The organism is Rhizobium sp. NZLR1b (genome assembly GCF_019685155.1).
In the GTDB taxonomy this organism is placed as follows: Bacteria; Pseudomonadota; Alphaproteobacteria; order Rhizobiales; family Rhizobiaceae; genus Rhizobium.
In genome coordinates, this window is sequence record NZ_JABDWC010000003.1 from 189,927 (window position 1) to 206,146 (window position 16,220).

Genomic DNA, 16,220 nt, shown 5'->3' on the forward strand with positions numbered 1-16,220 from the left:
AAAAGGGGAGGGAGTCCAGCGATTCAGCATCTAGTGGGAAAAACTGATTCAAAATCAATACTTAGCCGTGAACAAAAGCTGAATCAGCGCGAGTCAGCGATTCGTCGCTGATTCGTTCTCACGCTGTTCCGAATCGGAAATTCGGGTGTTCCGCAAGACTCGCAAAGGTCGTAATCCCAGAAGCAATTTGAAATCTGCCCTTGCGTTTGCGGTGACAGCTGTCCATGTGTTCTCTAGCTTCCATGAGAAGCCGAGATTTTCCTGGGGGCGCCCGCCCTCATTTGCATGGACCCATGATTCTGACTTCGCAGCCGACTATTCTGAGTGGACGCGGTGTGACCGCGGTGCTCGGGCCGACCAATACCGGCAAGACCCATTATGCCATCGAGCGCATGGTCGCGCATGGGAGCGGCGTGATCGGCCTGCCGCTCAGGCTGCTGGCGCGCGAGGTCTATACGCGGGTGGTGGAGAAGGTCGGCGTCCAGAATGTGGCGCTGGTTACCGGCGAGGAAAAGATTTCGCCGCCCAATGCGCGTTTTTCGGTCTGCACCGTTGAGGCGATGCCGCGCGAGACCAAGGCCGCCTTCGTCGCGATCGACGAGGTGCAGCTCGCCGGCGATCTCGAACGCGGCCATATCTTCACCGACCGCATCCTGCATCTTCGCGGCCGTGAGGAAACGCTGCTGCTCGGCGCGGCGACGATGCGGCCGATCCTGCTGCAGCTTCTGCCCGGCATCAATATCGTCGAGCGGCCGCGGCTTTCGCATCTTTTTTACGCCGGGCAGAAGAAAATCACTCGGTTGCCGCAGCGCTCGGCCATCGTTGCCTTCTCGGCCGACGAGGTCTATGCCATCGCCGAGCTCATACGCCGGCAGCGCGGCGGTGCGGCCGTCGTGCTTGGCGCGCTCAGCCCGCGCACCCGCAACGCGCAGGTGGCACTTTATCAGGCGGGCGATGTCGAATATCTGGTGGCGACCGATGCGATCGGCATGGGCCTCAACCTCGATGTCGATCACGTTGCCTTCGCCCAGGACCGGAAATTCGACGGCTACCAGTTCCGCAATCTCAATCCGGGTGAACTCGGTCAGGTCGCTGGGCGCGCCGGGCGGCACGTGCGAGACGGTACCTTCGGCGTCACCGGACAGGTTTCGCCGTTCGACGAAGAGCTGGTGCAGCGCATCGAGGGGCATGAATTCGACAACGTCAAGGTTTTGCAGTGGCGGACGACCGAGATGGACTTCTCCTCGATTCCATCGCTGCGCGCCAGCCTCGAGGCAGGGCCGCGCGTGCCGGGGCTGACGCGGGCGCTGCCTGCGGTCGACCAGCAGGCGCTCGAACAGCTTTCGCGCTACCCCGAGATCGTCGGTCTTGCCGACAGGCCTGCCCGCGTCGAAAAACTCTGGGAGGCTTGCGCGCTTCCCGACTATAGGCGTATCACCCCGGCACAACATGCCGATCTTATCTCGACCCTCTTTTCCGATCTCGTCCGCTATGGCACGGTGAACGAGCAGTTTCTCGCGGAGCAGGTTCATCGCTCCGATCGGACAGATGGGGAAATTGACACGCTTTCGGCGCGAATCGCGCAGATAAGAACCTGGACCTATGTTTCGAATCGGCCCGGTTGGCTTGCCGATCCGACACACTGGCAGGAAAAGACGCGGGAAATCGAAGATCGATTGTCCGACGCGTTACATGAAAGGTTGACGAAACGCTTTGTTGATCGCAGGACATCTGTGCTCATGAAGCGCCTGAGAGAGAATGCGATGCTGGAAGCTGAAATCAGTGTGAATGGCGATGTCTTCGTTGAAGGACATCATGTAGGGCAATTGAGCGGATTCCGTTTCACGCCGGTGACGGGAACGGACGGGCCGGATGCCAAGGCGGTTCAGGCTGCGTCGCAGAAAGCGCTCGCGCTCGAATTCGAGGCCCGTGCGGCTCGAATCCATGCCGCGGGCAACAGCGACCTGGCGATCGGCTCGGATGGGTTGATCCGTTGGATCGGCGACCCGGTGGCGCGGCTTTCGGGCAGCGATCACATCATGCGTCCGCGCGTGATTCTGTTGGCCGACGAGCAGTTGACCGGCAATGCCCGCGATCATGTCGCCGCCCGGATCGAGCGCTTCGTCAATCATCATATTAGCACGGTGCTGAAGCCGCTCGATGATCTGTCGCGCGCCGAGGACCTGCAGGGTCTTGCCAAGGGGCTGGCCTTCCAGCTCGTGGAGAATCTCGGCGTGCTGTTCCGCCGCGACGTGACCGAGGAAGTGAAGTCACTCGACCAGGAGGCGCGAGCCTCCATGCGCCGTTACGGCGTGCGTTTCGGGGCTTATCATATTTTCGTTCCGGCACTTCTGAAGCCGGCGCCGGCCGAGCTCATCACCCTGCTCTGGGCGCTGAAGAACGACGGTTTGGACAAACCGGGCTACGGCGATCTCATTCCGGTGCTTGCCGCCGGCCGTACCTCCGTCGTCACCGATCCGAGTTTCGAGCGGATGTTCTACAAGCTTGCCGGCTTCCGGTTCCTCGGCAAGCGTGCCGTGCGCATCGACATCCTCGAACGGCTTGCCGATATCATCCGTCCGCTGCTGCAGTGGAAGCCGGGTCAGAACAACCGTCCGGAAGGCGCCTATGACGGCCGCCGCTTCACGACGACGACAGCCATGCTGTCTATCCTCGGTGCGACGCTCGAAGACATGGAAGAAATCCTCAAGGGCCTCGGTTATCGCGCCGATGCCGTGAAGGCGGAAGAGGCATCGGCACATCTTGCGACGCAGGATGCGGTTTCGGCACCGGCTGCCGCCGCCGAAACGCCCGCGGACGAGGCGGAAAAGGCCGATCACGATGACGCCGACGGGGCAGCGGACGAGATTGCCCCCGAGCCATCGGCAACCGAGGCGGTTTCGGCTGACGTCGACACGGCTGTGGCAGAAGCGGTCGAAACCCCCGCTCCTGATGAAGCGATCGAGACGTCCGCTCTGGCGGAAGCCTCCGTTCCCACAGATGCGGCTTCCGCGTCTGTGGAAGCGGTATTGACTCCCGAGGAAGCGGCATCCGCTTCCGGGGAAGCCGGCGAGCCGGCGGAACCGAAGCCGGTTCTTCTGTGGCGCCTCGGCGGCCGCAACGACAATCAGCGCCAGGCGCGCGGCGGGCATGGCGAACGCCGTGGCGGCCAGGGCCAGGAGCGCGGTCAGAACCAGGAGCGCGGCGACCGCAATCGCCGGCCGGGCGGTGGTGAAGGCGGCGAAAGCCGCGACAACAATCGTCAAAACCGCGGCAAGGACGGCGGCAATCGCGATGGCGGCCGGCCGCAGCAGGCAAGAGGCGATCGCAACCAACCACGGGGCGACCAGCCGCGCAGCGACCGGCAGGACCGCAAGGATCGCGGCGAGCGAAATGACCGCAACGATCGCAACAACAATCGCGGCGGTTCGCAGCCGTTGCGCTTCGAGGCCAAGCCGCCGCGCAAGGAAAAGCCGATCGATCCGGATTCACCTTTCGCCAAGCTCGCGGCTCTCAAGGAGCAGATGAAGAAGTAGTCATGAGCGGGGAGACACAGCCGACAAGCGGTTCGCGCCAGCGCATCGATAAGTGGCTGTTCTTCGCGCGCATGGCGAAGTCGCGCTCGCTGGCGCAGAGCCACATCCAATCGGGCCACGTGCGCATCAACGGCGAGCGCTGTAAGCATCCGAGCCAGATGGTCAAGCCGGGCGACCGTATCGAGATGACGCTGGAGCGGCGCGATCTCGTTCTTCTCGTGCGCCTCGCCGGCGAGCGGCGAGGGCCCTACGAGGAGGCACGGCTGCTTTACGAAGACCTGTCGCCGCCGCCCGATGAGGCAAAACGTCTCACGCCCTACGAGCAGGCGATCCGGGCGACCGGCACCGGCCGTCCGACCAAAAAGGAAAGACGGGCAATCGACAGGCTGATGTCGGACGAGGATTAGAAAACTCTGTCTGCGGCGGCGGCTTTTGCAGGTCGTTTATCCTTGAAATCCGGCGTTAAAGCCGATACGTCACTGACAACCTGCCGGAAGCGTGCTTGCCTCCCAAGCCTGCCCACGATTTTCCTCCGGCACGGGGATAGGCGCGACGTTCCAGGTTGCCCGGCCCCATTCGCATGGAATCCTGGAGTTCTTCATGACCTATGTCGTGACCGACAATTGCATCAAGTGCAAATACACCGATTGCGTGGAAGTCTGCCCTGTCGACTGCTTCTACGAGGGCGAGAATTTCCTCGTCATCCATCCTGACGAATGCATCGATTGCGGCGTCTGCGAGCCTGAATGTCCCGCCGAGGCAATCAAGCCCGACACCGAGCCGGGCCTCGACAAATGGCTGAAGATCAATACCGAATATGCCACCATCTGGCCGAACATCACGGTCAAGAAGGACCCATTGCCCGAGGCCAAGGACATGGATGGCGAGACCGGAAAGTTCGAGAAATATTTCTCCGAGAAACCCGGTTCCGGCGATTGAGACGGCGGCCATATTCGGTCGCCGGATTCGGGCGGCCGCGGGGCGAAACGTTTTAAAAGCTGCGGGAGGCATATGGGTGACATGTGTTGCCCGCATGACTCAAGCGAAGCAAATTATTGATTTCCTCATATTTTTATGATAGGTTTCGGCTACTGTTCCATTTGTGGCATGACGCATGCCCAAAACCATCACGAAAGCAAAACCAATCCGCACGCGGTTTCCGTGACATATCAACGCTTTGAGCGCCGGGTCCCAAGATCGCGCGCAAGAAGTTCTTTGCTTTTGCCCGATGGGACCAGAGTGAAGTCACCCGACGGATACTACCGTCTCACCCGGGCCTGACTGACCCGGCTCCGGCCGCCGCCGGAAGCGTAACAGGGAGTTTTTGAATAGAATGACGACTCAGCAGAAAAAGCCTTCCACCGCACGCCATGGCTTCAAGACCGGTGAATCGATCGTCTACCCCGCTCACGGCGTCGGTACCATCACCGCTATCGAAGAGCAAGAAGTTGCCGGCATGAAGCTCGAACTTTTCGTTATCGATTTCGAAAAGGACAAGATGCGGCTGAAGGTTCCGGTCGCCAAGGCGATGAGCATCGGCATGCGCAAGCTTTCGGAAACGGATTTCGTCGAGCGTGCATTGAAGGTCGTGCAGGGTAAAGCGCGCGTCAAGCGCACCATGTGGTCGCGCCGTGCCCAGGAATATGATGCCAAGATCAATTCCGGCGACCTGATTTCCATCGCTGAAGTCGTGCGCGATCTCTATCGTGCCGAAAACCAGCCTGAACAGTCCTATTCCGAGCGTCAGCTTTATGAGGCTGCGCTCGACCGCATGGCGCGCGAAATCGCCGCCGTCAACAAGATGTCGGAAACTGAAGCCGTCCGCCTGGTCGAGACCAATCTCAACAAGGGTCCGAAACGCGGCAAGGCGATAGAAGAAGACGACTCACAGGACGAAGCCGCATAAGGCGACCCTGTTTTTCCCCTATCAAAAAACCCGGCTTGCGCCGGGTTTTTTTTGGAACTTTTTTTCGACTGCCGCGTTTAACACACGTAATTGCGGACTGCTCGCAGGGCAATGGGCCTCGACGGGCGAACTGTCATTCCGTCAATGTTCGATGAGGAGCGGATCATGCCTTTTCAATATTGCCCATCCGGCAACGTGAAGAAACAGGTCCGGCCCGGCCGTCTTAACGGCACATGATAAGAAATAGGGCCTCCCCCTGAAAAGTCCAGGGGCGAGGCCTTTATGCATTCAGAACCCCATTCAGTCCGGACAGCGATGTTCCGGAAGGTACGTTTTATTGTTCATTTAGGGCGAGAGGCCTATTTCAGGAGATCGAAATGAAGAACATGTCTGCAGATCGGCGCATGATCAAAATCGCGATGGCCGCCCCCTATCTCGCCCGTCAGGAAGAGCACGATCTCGCCATTCGTTGGAAGGATCACGATGATCGCGGCGCGCGCAACCAGATCGCCATGGCGCATATGCGTCTCGTCATATCCATGGCGGGTAAGTTCCGCAATTTCGGCCTGCCGATGAGCGATCTCGTGCAGGAGGGCTATGTCGGCCTTCTGGAGGCTGCCGCTCGCTTCGAGCCGGAACGCGACGTACGTTTTTCCACCTATGCGAGCTGGTGGATCAGGGCTTCGATCCAGGATTATATCCTGCGCAACTGGTCGATCGTGCGCGGCGGCACGAGTTCGGCACAGAAGGCGCTTTTCTTCAATCTGCGTCGTCTGCGCGCCAAGCTCGCCAAGGGTGACACGCAGCTGACTCTGCAATCCATTCACCAGGAAATCGCCGCGGCGCTCGGCGTCAGCCTCTCCGATGTGCAGACCATGGACGCCAGGCTTTCCGGCAATGATGCCTCGCTGCAGGCGCCTTCGGTCTCCGGCGATGCCGAGAGTGCGGAGAAGATGGACTTCCTCGTCAGCGATGATCCCCTACCGGACGAGCAGGTTTCCAACATGATCGACGGAGAGCGGCGCCGCGTCTGGCTCGCCTCGGCGCTGACACATCTCAACGAACGCGAAATGAAGATCATCAGCGCCCGGCGTCTGGCGGAAGACGGTGCCACGCTCGAAGAACTCGGCGCCGATCTCGGCATTTCCAAGGAACGTGTGCGGCAGATCGAAAGCCGGGCGATGGAGAAGCTCCGCAGCGCGCTTGTCAGCGCCGATCCGCATATGGCGGCTTACGCCTGAACCGAAACTATTCCCTGCAGCAGCACAGACTGGCCCGGCGCAAGCCGGGCTATTTTTTTACTCGGCGATGATCTTGACGCGATCGCCTGGTGAAACGGCTGCACCCGTGGGCAGGGCGTTGATGAGTTTGAAGAGATCGAGCTTGCGGTCGGTACCCATCATGCGGGCGGCGAGCGTCGAGATGTTTTCACCCAGACGGACGGTGACGACGCGGATGCGCAGCGGCTTGAGCGAGGCTGCCTCTGCCGGCGTCATGCGTCGGAAACTCGCACGCAGGACATTGGCCGTTGGCTCAAGGGCGTCGCTGCCTTTCGGCACGGCGGTGAGGAAGCGGAAGATCTGCGAATTGTTGCGGATCACGGTGACATCGAAATCCCAGCGGTCGGCGCTTGCCCGCGCTGTGGCTGCTTCCATTCCGTTGATGGTGACCGGCTGGATGGTCGACGGGTCGAGGCCGGTCACCCAGCCGCTGGAGATATAGTTGGTGAGGCTCTGGTTCTGATTGTCGGCGACGCCGTCGAAGCGGACGGCGATGTCGTTCGGGCCGGTGGCCATTACGGCTTCGACCTTGTTGTCGATGTGGAAGTCCGGCGGCACGTCGAAGCGGATGCCGAGGCCGCCGTGCAGGAAGGTCTGGCCGCGCACATAGCCTTCCTCAGGGCTGTCGCCATAGAGCAGGCCGTCGATGCCGTCGAGATAATAGTCGCGGCCCTTGTCCCCGACCGAACCCTCCTGGCCGAAGGCCCGGGCATGGGTGCGGGCAAGCTCGATGCGCTGCGCCGAATTCGGATGGCTCGACAGGAAGTCCAGGCTCTGGTCGGCTTCGGGATCGACCGACATGAAGCGACTGTAAGCCGCCATGGAATCGAGGAAGCGGGCAGCGGAATAGGGGTCGTAGCCGGCTTCGCCAAGCATGCGCACGCCGATGACATCGGCCTGCAGTTCCTGCTGGCGTGAGAAGGCGGCGAGCCGCAGCTTGCCGCGGGCCAGCGCCTGCTTGCCGGCGATATCGCTGGAGAGAACCTCGGCGACGACGCGGCTGGCGATGACCTCAGCCTCCTCGCGCTTCTGCCGCTCGATGCCGTGGTTCGCCGTCACGTGGCCCATCTCGTGCGATAGCACGGCGGCGACTTCCGAGGCGTCGTTGGCAAGGGCAAGCAGGCCGCGGGTGACGTAGAGATAACCGCCGGGCAGCGCAAACGCGTTGATCGCCGGCGAATTCAGGATGGTAATGCGGTAGGATTGGCTCGGATTTTCCGACACCGCCGTCAGCGCGCCGGCGATGCGGGCGACGAGGCGCTCGGTCTTGGCGTCCTTGTATTCGCCGCCGTAGCTTGCGACGATGCGTGGATGCTCACGGGCGCCCATCGCCGCGCGCGGATCGTTCTTCTGCACCTCGTCGACGATCTGCGGATTGGAAGAAGGCGAGACGCTCGGCTGGTAGGATTGGTCGATCAGCGTTTGACAGCCATTCAGCGCCATTGCGACGGCCGAAAGCAGCATCAGGCGACGCGCGAAACGCCGCGGCGCGGAGATGGCATCACTGGAAAGCGCGGGCGATTTCCACGTCGTCAAGCTGTCCAGTCTGGTTCTCCGCATCATGTCGCTGTCTTGCCGGTTTGCCGCAGATTGGCACCGACCGTGGCAAGGGGAATTCAACAGGTGCGCACCCCTGATCTCGCGCTGCACAATCGGCCGATACAAGTCCTTGCTGTAGCTGATTTATGCATCGGTTGCATAGCGAGACTCTGTTTAAATGTGGCGCCGTTGCATTTTAGCCAGCCTCGATCGTGAGGCCTTCCCTTCGCTCGGATGAAATTATGGCGAAAGTTCCGTCACAACGCGGAGATTCGTCGGCGGCGAAGAAAAAGAACGGGCCGATTGAAGTAACCGAGCTGATAGCGACAGCGATGCGAGAAAATTGCAACCACCGATAATATCATCGCGGAAGGAACTCCTCCCGATGAGGTATTCTGCGGGGTCGATCCGGTTACTCCGCCGCATTCGCCGTCGTCGGTTGCGGCATCTTCGCTTCACCGGCGCGGGGCAGCTGCACAGGTTTCAGCATGATGGCCGCCACAAGGCCGATCAGGGCAATAGCACAGGAGGTCATGAAGAGCGGCGAGAAGGCGGCGGCATAGACATCGGCGACAGCCTGGCGGCTTGCTTCGGGAAGGGCGGCCATCATCTTCGGCGTCAGCTGCTCGATATCGATAACACCGGGAATGGAGACGCCGACCTTGTCGAGCTGAGAGGCGATGATGGCGCCATAGATGGAAATGGCGATCGATGCACCTCCCATGCGCGACAGCGTCACCGAACCGGTGGCGGCGCCGACATCGCGGGCCGGCGCTGCATTCTGTACGCCGATGATGGGAACCTGCTGGGCAAGGCCGATGCCGATGCCATGCAGCATCATGATCGCCCCGATGAAGGCGATCGGCGTTCCCGCGTGGATCTGCGACATCAGCGCAAAGGCGATGGCGCTGCAGGTCAGGCTTGCGATGGCAAAGGGCTTGTAACGCCCCGTTTTTGAGATGATGCGGCCTGCGGACAGCGATCCGCAGACGAGGCCGCCCGTCAGAAGAATGAAGAGCGCGCCGGCGGCAGAGGGCGAAAGGCCGGTGGTGGTCTGCAGGAAGAGGGCGAGATAGTTGACCATGCCGATGGCGATGGCGCCGCCCATGATCGACATCACCAGGAGCAGGCTGAATGTCGAATTGCGAAAGAGCTGTAGGGGAACGATCGGTTCCGGCGCGCGGCGTTCGACGAGCACCCAGGCGACGGCGCAAACGATACCGAAGGCGATGATGACGATGCTCTGTGGCGAGACCAATGCGCCGAAGAGTTCGCTGCTGTCGGTGGCAAGCACGATGCTGGTCGTCGTCAGGGCGAGAAGCAGCGCACCGGCATAATCGATCTTGGGCCGGCGATGCGGTTTGCGATAGGGCAGCATCACGGCAAGGCCGGCAAGTGCGATTAAGCCGATCGGCACGTTGACGAGGAAAATCGAGCGCCAGCCGAAAAGGTCGCTCATCGTGCCGCCAAGCACCGGTCCGATCGCACCTGACGCCATCAACACGAGGCTGGAATAGCTTTGGTAGCGGGCCCGCTCGCGCGGCTCGAACAGATCGGCATTGACGGAGAAGATCGACACCATGATGCCGCCGCCGCCAAGGCCCTGTAGCACGCGGGCGGCGATCAGCGTGTTCATGGAGACCGCAAGGCCGCAGACCGCCGAGCCGACAGTGAAGATCATGATCGCCGTCATCATCACGTATTTGCGCCCGAAGAGATCGCCAAGCTTGCCATAAACCGGCATGACGGCGCTCAGCGACAGCAGATAGGCCGAGCCGATCCAGCCGAAGCGCTCCAGATGGCCGAACTCGCCGACGATCGTTGGCAGCGCCGTGGAAACGATCTGATTATCTAGTGTCGCCATGAACATGGCCGTCATCAGGAAGAAGAAGAGGATGAGCCGGCGACGAGGATCCGTCACGAGCGGCGCAGGCGCGAGTTGCATATCCATGGAGCATCATTCCGGGTTGGGTAGATTTTTATGTGCTAACAGCATGTATTTGTCAATGGCACATTAATGACATCGGCATATTCAAATTCCGCCGCGGCTCTGTTATGGTCCCGGCATGAACGAAGTGCTGACCAAGACCATTTCCACCGAGCCAGAGCCGGTTGAGGAAAACGTGCCTCGCATCGGCCGGAGCATGGGGCGCATGCGGTTGATGACCGGGCGGCGATTGATCGGCCGGCTGGCGATCCAGAGTGCTGCACCGGGCCTTGAACTTTCGCATCTCGACGTGCTCGATGCGGTGCGGAGGGCAAAGCCTGCCGGCGAGGTCACCGTCGGCATGATCGCGGAGATGCTGCGCATCGATCCGTCACGGGCTAGCCGGGTGGTGGCCGACATGGTCGGGCGGAACGTGCTGCGCCGCGAAGCTTCGCAGGCCGATGCGCGACGGATTGTCGTTGTCATGACCGAGGTCGGCCAGAATCTGCTGGCCGAGATCGTCGCGCAGAAACTCGCGATCATCTCCGAGATCGTCTCCGACTGGCCTGAGCAGGATGTCGCTCGTTTCGCAATGCTTTTCGAGCGTTTCATCGGCGGTTACGAGGCGGTCTTCCGGTCGCGCGACAAGGATACGCCGGGCTAGAGCATGATGCCGAAAAGTGTGTGCGGTTTTCGGGCGACATCCTGTTCTAGTGGCGCTCGAAGGGAAATGGCGCCGATCCGCCGGCGCCCCTTCCCCTCGACCCCCGGTTTGCGCTAAGGGCAATGCCCATGAGCCCATCCACCTTCACCATTCTCCTCGGCGGCGAACTCAGCCTGACGGAGCGCCTGCGCCAAGCCATCGGCGGCAGCCGTTCCATCGCGGCCGATGGCGGCATGCGGCATGCGGTGGCACTCGGTATCGAGCCGGAGCTCTGGGTCGGCGATTTCGATTCGACGCCTGATGATCTCGAGGGTGCCTTTCCCGATGTGCCGAAACAGCCCTATCCCGCGGCAAAGGCGGCGACGGATGGCGAAATCGCCGTGTCGGAAGCGATCGCGCGGGGTGCGCGGCGGCTGATTCTGGCCGGTGCTCTTGGCGGCGAACGCTCGGACCACGCGCTTCAGCATCTGCTGTCGGCCGTCAGTCTGGCGGAGGAGGGTTTCGACGTGCTGCTGACCTCGGGCAAGGAAGAGGCAGTGCCGCTGCTTGCCGGGACGGTCGAGCTGGATCTTCCCAAGGGGAGCCTGTTTTCCGTGCTCGGGTTCAGCGAGCTGACCGGGCTTTCCATCGAGAATGCGCGTTATCCGCTGGCCGATTTCCATCTGCCTTTCGGCTCGTCGCGCACCATTTCCAATGTTGCGGAAAGCAAGATTCGCTTTTCGCTCCGCAGCGGCCGGGCGATCGTGCTCGCCAGGCCCTATGATCTTTCCGGAGTCTGATTTTTGGCCCCTCCCATTCTGAAACTCGACGATATCTTCCTGAGCTTCGGCGGCGCACCGCTGCTGGCTGGTGCTAGCCTGCAGATCGAGCCCGGGGACAAAATCTGCTTGGTCGGGCGCAACGGCTCGGGAAAATCGACGCTGCTGAAGATCGCCGCCGGCCTGGTCGAGGCGCAGTCTGGCGAAGTCTTCCGTCATCCTTCCTCGACGGTGCGCTATCTCGAACAGGCGCCGGATTTTGCCGGCTTCAACACCGTCCATGCCTATGCCGAAGCCGGTCTCGGGCCGGGCGACGACCCTTATCGCGTCACCTATCTGCTGTCGCATCTCGGGCTGACCGGCGAGGAACATCCGAGCATGCTGTCCGGCGGCGAATCGCGTCGGGCCGCCCTTGCCCGCGTGTTGGCGCCGGAGCCCGATATTCTCCTGCTCGACGAGCCGACCAACCATCTCGACCTGCCGACCATCGAATGGCTGGAAGGCGAGTTGCAGAAGACGCGCAGCGCCCTGGTGCTGATCTCGCACGACCGACGTTTTCTCGAAAAGGTCTCGACGGCAACCGTCTGGCTCGACCGCGGCACCTCGCGCCGGCTCGACAGGGGATTTTCGCATTTCGAGGCCTGGCGCGACCAGGTGCTGGAGGCCGAGGAGCTGGAGCAGCATAAACTCGGCAAGGCGATCGAGCGCGAGGAGCACTGGCTGCGTTATGGAGTCACGGCGCGGCGCAAGCGCAACATGCGCCGCCTCGGCGAGTTGCAGACGATGCGCTCGAATTATCGCGGCCATAAGGGGCCGCAGGGCTCGGTGCAGGCGACGGCTTCGGACGCGCAGGAATCCGGCAAGCTGGTGATCGAAGCTCACAAGATCACCAAAAGCTTCGGCGACCGGGCAATCGTCACGCCCTTCTCGATCCGCGTGCACCGCGGCGATTGCATCGGTCTGGTTGGGCCGAACGGTGCCGGCAAGACGACGCTCTTGAAGATGTTGACCGGTCAGCTTTCCCCGGATAGCGGCACGATCAAGCTCGGCACCAATCTGGAGATCGCCACACTCGACCAGAAACGCGAGGATCTCGATCCCGAGGATACGCTCGCCAACTACCTGACGGATGGGCGCGGCGAAAACCTGCTCGTCAACGGCGAACAGCGTCATGTCACCGGCTACATGAAGGAGTTCCTGTTCCAGCCGGAACAGGCGCGGACGCCGATCAGAAGCCTTTCCGGCGGCGAGCGCGCCCGGCTGATGCTGGCGCGGATTCTCTCGCGCCCTACGAACCTGTTGATCCTCGACGAACCGACCAACGATCTCGATATCGAGACGCTCGACCTGCTGCAGGAAATCGTCGCTGGCTTTCCCGGCACCGTCATTCTCGTCAGCCATGACCGCGATTTCCTCGACCGCACCGTGACCTCGACGATCGCACCTGCCATGGCGGACGCACCTGACGGCCGCTGGATCGAATATGCCGGCGGCTATTCGGACATGCTTGCGCAGCGCAAGGGCGCGATCGAGGAGCGCAAGCGGGCCGAGAAGGCGGCGGAGAGGCCGAAGACCCAGGAGGCAGCGTCTTCTGCTGGAAGTTCGAGGGGCAAGCTTTCCTTCAAGCAGAAATTCGCGCTGGAAAATCTGCCGAAGGACATGGCGAAAGCCGAAGCCGAGATCGCCAAGCGCGAACAGGTGATGGCCGATCCCAATCTTTTCACGCGCGATCCCGTAGCTTTCAACCGGCTTGCCGTCGAGATGGAAAAACTACGCGCCGGCCTGATGAAAATGGAGGAGGAGTGGCTGGAGCTCGAAATGCTGCGCGAAGAGCTGGAAGGCTGAGGCTTCGCAAACTCGCAGTCTCACCTTTCCTTGATTGGCCAGTGTATCGACGCGCGGCATAGAGTGTCGCCCGGCAGCTGGGGATAGCGCCGATAGCAATGGCGACAAGGAAAAGTCATATGTCTCGCAAGGCCTATTCCAAGATTTTCACAGCACTTGCCGGCGGCGGTCTTGTCGCGATTGCGCTCTCGCAGGCCGCACAGGCGCGGGATGGCAACCGTGTTCGCGTTCGTGGCACCATCGAAAGCCTCAGTGGCGATAGTCTCGTCGTCAAGACGCGCGAAGGCAGCGATGCGATAATTACGCTGAAAGCCGGCTGGAAAGTCGGCGGCATCAAAAAAGCCTCGGTCGAGGATATCAAGCCCGGCGATTTCGTCGGGGTCGCCTCGCTTCCGAAAGGCGCCGGCCCTGACGGGGCGATCGAGGTATTAATCTTTCCGGCGTCGATGAAGGGGACCGGCGAGGGCAACCGTCCCTGGGATGCTCAGCCGAACAGCCAGATGACCAATGCGACCGTCAGCAATGCCGTCAAATCCGTCGACGGCCACACGATCACGCTGACCTATCAAAGCAAGGAAAAAACCATCACGATTGCCGACGGCACGCCGATCGTGACCTTGGCGCCGGCGACCAAGGACGATCTGAAGGCCGGCGCCAGCGTCATCGTCACCGGCGAGAAGGCGGCAGACGGCAGCATCTCGGCCAGCCAGGTGGCCGTCGGCCTGAATGGCATCACGCCGCCGATGTGACCAGCGTGAAATTCAAAGTGATATAGTGTCTATCGGACGCACGGCGCTCTACAGCGCCGGCGCGGGCATGGCGGCAGCGCCTGTACTGGCGCTGGTGCCGGTCTGAGCGACTTGCTGTTGCTGCTGCGGTTCCTCAGATCTTGCCGGCAGCGCCTGCAGATGCAGTACGCGCGGCTTGAGCGCCTCGAGATAGGCCTCGGAGCGGCCGATGTAAATCATGCCGCTTTCCGGCATGGAGGTCAGCAGTTTGGCCATCATCTCCTGCCATTCCGGCTCCATGCCTTCCAGCACTTCGTCGAAGATGATCCAGCGCGGGCGCACAAGAAGCAGACGGGCAAAGCCGATCGCCTTCTGTTCATCGCTGTCGAGCAGCTTGTCCCAACGGGCGCGGGTATCGAGCCTTGCGATCAGCGAATGCAGGCCGGCTCTGTCGAGGGCCGTCTCGACAGCGGCTCGCTCGTAGGCATCAGGACTTGCGGGAAAGGCCAGCGCCTCGCGCAGCGTGCCGCCGGGAACATAAGCGATCTGCGGGACGAACAGCATGTCGTCGATCGGCGGCAGGCCCATCGTGCCGCTGCCGCACGGCCAGAGGCCGGCCATCGCCTGGAAGAGTAGCTTGCGGTTGACGCTGTGATCGCCGTTGATCATGATTTTTTCGCCGGCCTTGATCACGACATCGGTTTCACGCAGGCGGAAACCGCCGCATTCGTCGATCTCTTCACCGATCTTGGCAACGATCACCACATCCTTCAACGTCAGCGTGTCGGGCGCAGTGTTTTCATAGGCGATGCCGTCCTTCTGGGCGAATTCCTCCTCCATGTCGAGCAGCGCCTGGCGGAAATCGGTGACGCGCATCAGTGTCGCGCGCCATTCGGCGATCGGGCCAAAGTTGGCGACATACCAGCGCAGCGCCGTGTTGACCTGATTGAAGGCGCCGACCGACATCATCAGCTGGCCGAGGGTGAGGCCGCCGGAGAAATAGGCGGGGGCGGCGACGATGATCGGGATGACGATCACCAGCCAGCCGTAGCCGGCCGAAACCCAGGTGAGGTTGGTATTGGCCATGGCGAGCCGCTTGACGACCCTCAGTACCGAGCTGATGTCGGTGTTGATGCGCCGGCGCTCATTCTCCTCGCCGCGGGCGACGGTGATCGCAGGCATGTTCTCGTTGGCGTGCATCAACGTGAAGCGAAGCTCGGCCTCCTTCGAGAAGCGGTCGGCATTCAGCTTGACCAGTTTGCGGCCGACGACCTGGCTCAGCACCGAGGCGGAGGCGGCGTAGAAAATCGCCGCCCAGACCATGTAGCCGGGAATGGAGAAGCTGTGGCCGCTGATGTGGAAGATGAAGCCGCTGGAAAGCTCCCAGAGCACGCCGATGAAGCTCACCAGAAGAATGGTCGACTGCAGCAGGCCGAGAACGAGCCCTGTCGTGCTTTCGGCGAGGTTGCGGGAATCCTCATGCAGGCGCTGGTCCGGATTGACGCCGATCAGACCGCTCGAAGCAAGCCGCAGTGCCCGCTTGCGCTTCAGCCACTGATCGACGAGGTCGCGCGACAGGCCCTCGCGCATATAGAGCGCGGTCATCTGATTCAGCCATGCCTGCAGCACGTTGAGCAGCAGCAGCGTGCCGGCGATCATCGCGAAGATTTCGAGCTGGTGGAAGAATTCACCGAGATCGCGGCGCTCCAGCGAGTCGTAGAAGGGAGCATTCCACTGATTGAGGATGACCTGGCCGTAGGACGTCAACAGGATGACGAGGATCAGCACGGTCGCCAGAAACAGCACCTTGCCACGCACTTGCGAATTCCAGAATGCGGAGAACATAACCCCGAGGCGATTCGTCAGGCTGAGATCATACCCCACCCTATCGTGCCTTCGGATGCCCGGCCTCCCCTCGATCTTATCTGCCATTACGCTTTTCCAACATCGCCCATGCTTACCATTATTAACATGGTGGCGTTACCGGTCTATCAACAGATTCTATCAGTCATTAAACTGTGATGATGCTTGCATGCA

Annotated in this window: 12 protein-coding genes; 9 read left to right on the top strand and 3 right to left on the bottom strand. The window is 61.4% G+C overall.

The window, feature by feature from the left end; translation table 11 throughout:
* Nucleotides 1-293: 293 nt before the first annotated feature.
* The 5 genes from HJB84_RS05385 (at nucleotide 294) to HJB84_RS05405 (ending at nucleotide 6,683) form a co-directional block, all read left to right on the top strand.
* Nucleotides 294-3,536: a helicase-related protein gene (locus tag HJB84_RS05385; protein WP_221115431.1), complete on the top strand. Its 3,243-nt coding sequence runs from the start codon at nucleotides 294-296 to the stop codon at nucleotides 3,534-3,536.
* Between the two features lie 2 nt (nucleotides 3,537-3,538).
* Nucleotides 3,539-3,943 carry an RNA-binding S4 domain-containing protein gene (locus HJB84_RS05390; RefSeq protein WP_207582225.1) on the top strand — a complete coding sequence of 135 codons (405 nt, stop codon included), beginning with the start codon at nucleotides 3,539-3,541 and terminating at the stop codon, nucleotides 3,941-3,943.
* A gap of 193 nt (nucleotides 3,944-4,136) precedes the next feature.
* Nucleotides 4,137-4,475: a ferredoxin FdxA gene (fdxA, locus tag HJB84_RS05395; protein WP_003543777.1), complete on the top strand. Its 339-nt coding sequence runs from the start codon at nucleotides 4,137-4,139 to the stop codon at nucleotides 4,473-4,475.
* Between the two features lie 394 nt (nucleotides 4,476-4,869).
* Entirely contained in the window at nucleotides 4,870-5,442 is a 573-nt protein-coding gene (locus HJB84_RS05400; RefSeq protein ID WP_003543775.1) for a CarD family transcriptional regulator, read from the top strand.
* A 377-nt stretch (nucleotides 5,443-5,819) separates the two neighbouring features.
* A complete protein-coding gene (locus HJB84_RS05405; protein WP_164007435.1) occupies nucleotides 5,820-6,683 on the top strand; it encodes an RNA polymerase factor sigma-32 in 864 nt (287 codons plus the stop codon).
* 57 nt (nucleotides 6,684-6,740) lie between these two features.
* Here the strand turns inward: HJB84_RS05405 and HJB84_RS05410 are convergent, their stop codons facing one another.
* Together HJB84_RS05410 and HJB84_RS05415 are read right to left on the bottom strand one after the other, a co-directional pair.
* Complete coding sequence (locus HJB84_RS05410) at nucleotides 6,741-8,285, bottom strand: M48 family metalloprotease (protein ID WP_207582223.1); 1,545 nt, start codon at nucleotides 8,283-8,285, stop codon at nucleotides 6,741-6,743.
* A 388-nt stretch (nucleotides 8,286-8,673) separates the two neighbouring features.
* Nucleotides 8,674-10,212, bottom strand: a complete 1,539-nt coding sequence (locus tag HJB84_RS05415) for an MDR family MFS transporter (RefSeq protein ID WP_207582222.1) — start codon at nucleotides 10,210-10,212, stop codon at nucleotides 8,674-8,676.
* 115 nt (nucleotides 10,213-10,327) lie between these two features.
* Here HJB84_RS05415 and HJB84_RS05420 point away from each other — a divergent pair, with 115 nt between their 5' ends.
* The 4 genes from HJB84_RS05420 to HJB84_RS05435 all read left to right on the top strand — a co-directional run bounded on the left by HJB84_RS05420 (nucleotide 10,328) and on the right by HJB84_RS05435 (nucleotide 14,204).
* Nucleotides 10,328-10,852, top strand: a complete 525-nt coding sequence (locus tag HJB84_RS05420; RefSeq protein ID WP_207582221.1) for a MarR family winged helix-turn-helix transcriptional regulator — start codon at nucleotides 10,328-10,330, stop codon at nucleotides 10,850-10,852.
* Nucleotides 10,853-10,974: 122 nt separating this feature from the next.
* The gene (locus HJB84_RS05425) at nucleotides 10,975-11,631 is read left to right on the top strand and encodes a thiamine diphosphokinase (RefSeq protein WP_207582220.1); all 657 of its coding nucleotides are present in this window, start codon (nucleotides 10,975-10,977) and stop codon (nucleotides 11,629-11,631) included.
* A 3-nt stretch (nucleotides 11,632-11,634) separates the two neighbouring features.
* Nucleotides 11,635-13,455: an ABC-F family ATP-binding cassette domain-containing protein gene (locus HJB84_RS05430; RefSeq protein WP_207582219.1), complete on the top strand. Its 1,821-nt coding sequence runs from the start codon at nucleotides 11,635-11,637 to the stop codon at nucleotides 13,453-13,455.
* 119 nt (nucleotides 13,456-13,574) lie between these two features.
* Nucleotides 13,575-14,204 (top strand): hypothetical protein, encoded by a 630-nt coding sequence (locus tag HJB84_RS05435; protein WP_221115432.1) that lies wholly within the window; start codon nucleotides 13,575-13,577, stop codon nucleotides 14,202-14,204.
* A 48-nt stretch (nucleotides 14,205-14,252) separates the two neighbouring features.
* Here the strand turns inward: HJB84_RS05435 and HJB84_RS05440 are convergent, their stop codons facing one another.
* Complete coding sequence (locus tag HJB84_RS05440) at nucleotides 14,253-16,115, bottom strand: ABC transporter ATP-binding protein/permease (protein WP_207582217.1); 1,863 nt, start codon at nucleotides 16,113-16,115, stop codon at nucleotides 14,253-14,255.
* Nucleotides 16,116-16,220 lie beyond the last annotated feature (105 nt).

Bases quoted from the DNA above. Each gene is read 5' to 3' on its own strand.
- HJB84_RS05385 (WP_221115431.1), top strand. From the start codon at position 294: ATGATTCTGACTTCGCAGCCGACTATTCTGAGTGGACGCGGTGTGACC.
- HJB84_RS05390 (WP_207582225.1), top strand. From the start codon at position 3,539: ATGAGCGGGGAGACACAGCCGACAAGCGGTTCGCGCCAGCGCATCGAT.
- fdxA (WP_003543777.1), top strand. From the start codon at position 4,137: ATGACCTATGTCGTGACCGACAATTGCATCAAGTGCAAATACACCGAT.
- HJB84_RS05400 (WP_003543775.1), top strand. From the start codon at position 4,870: ATGACGACTCAGCAGAAAAAGCCTTCCACCGCACGCCATGGCTTCAAG.
- HJB84_RS05405 (WP_164007435.1), top strand. From the start codon at position 5,820: ATGAAGAACATGTCTGCAGATCGGCGCATGATCAAAATCGCGATGGCC.
- HJB84_RS05410 (WP_207582223.1), bottom strand. From the start codon at position 8,285: ATGATGCGGAGAACCAGACTGGACAGCTTGACGACGTGGAAATCGCCC.
- HJB84_RS05415 (WP_207582222.1), bottom strand. From the start codon at position 10,212: ATGGATATGCAACTCGCGCCTGCGCCGCTCGTGACGGATCCTCGTCGC.
- HJB84_RS05420 (WP_207582221.1), top strand. From the start codon at position 10,328: ATGAACGAAGTGCTGACCAAGACCATTTCCACCGAGCCAGAGCCGGTT.
- HJB84_RS05425 (WP_207582220.1), top strand. From the start codon at position 10,975: ATGCCCATGAGCCCATCCACCTTCACCATTCTCCTCGGCGGCGAACTC.
- HJB84_RS05435 (WP_221115432.1), top strand. From the start codon at position 13,575: ATGTCTCGCAAGGCCTATTCCAAGATTTTCACAGCACTTGCCGGCGGC.
- HJB84_RS05440 (WP_207582217.1), bottom strand. From the start codon at position 16,115: ATGGCAGATAAGATCGAGGGGAGGCCGGGCATCCGAAGGCACGATAGG.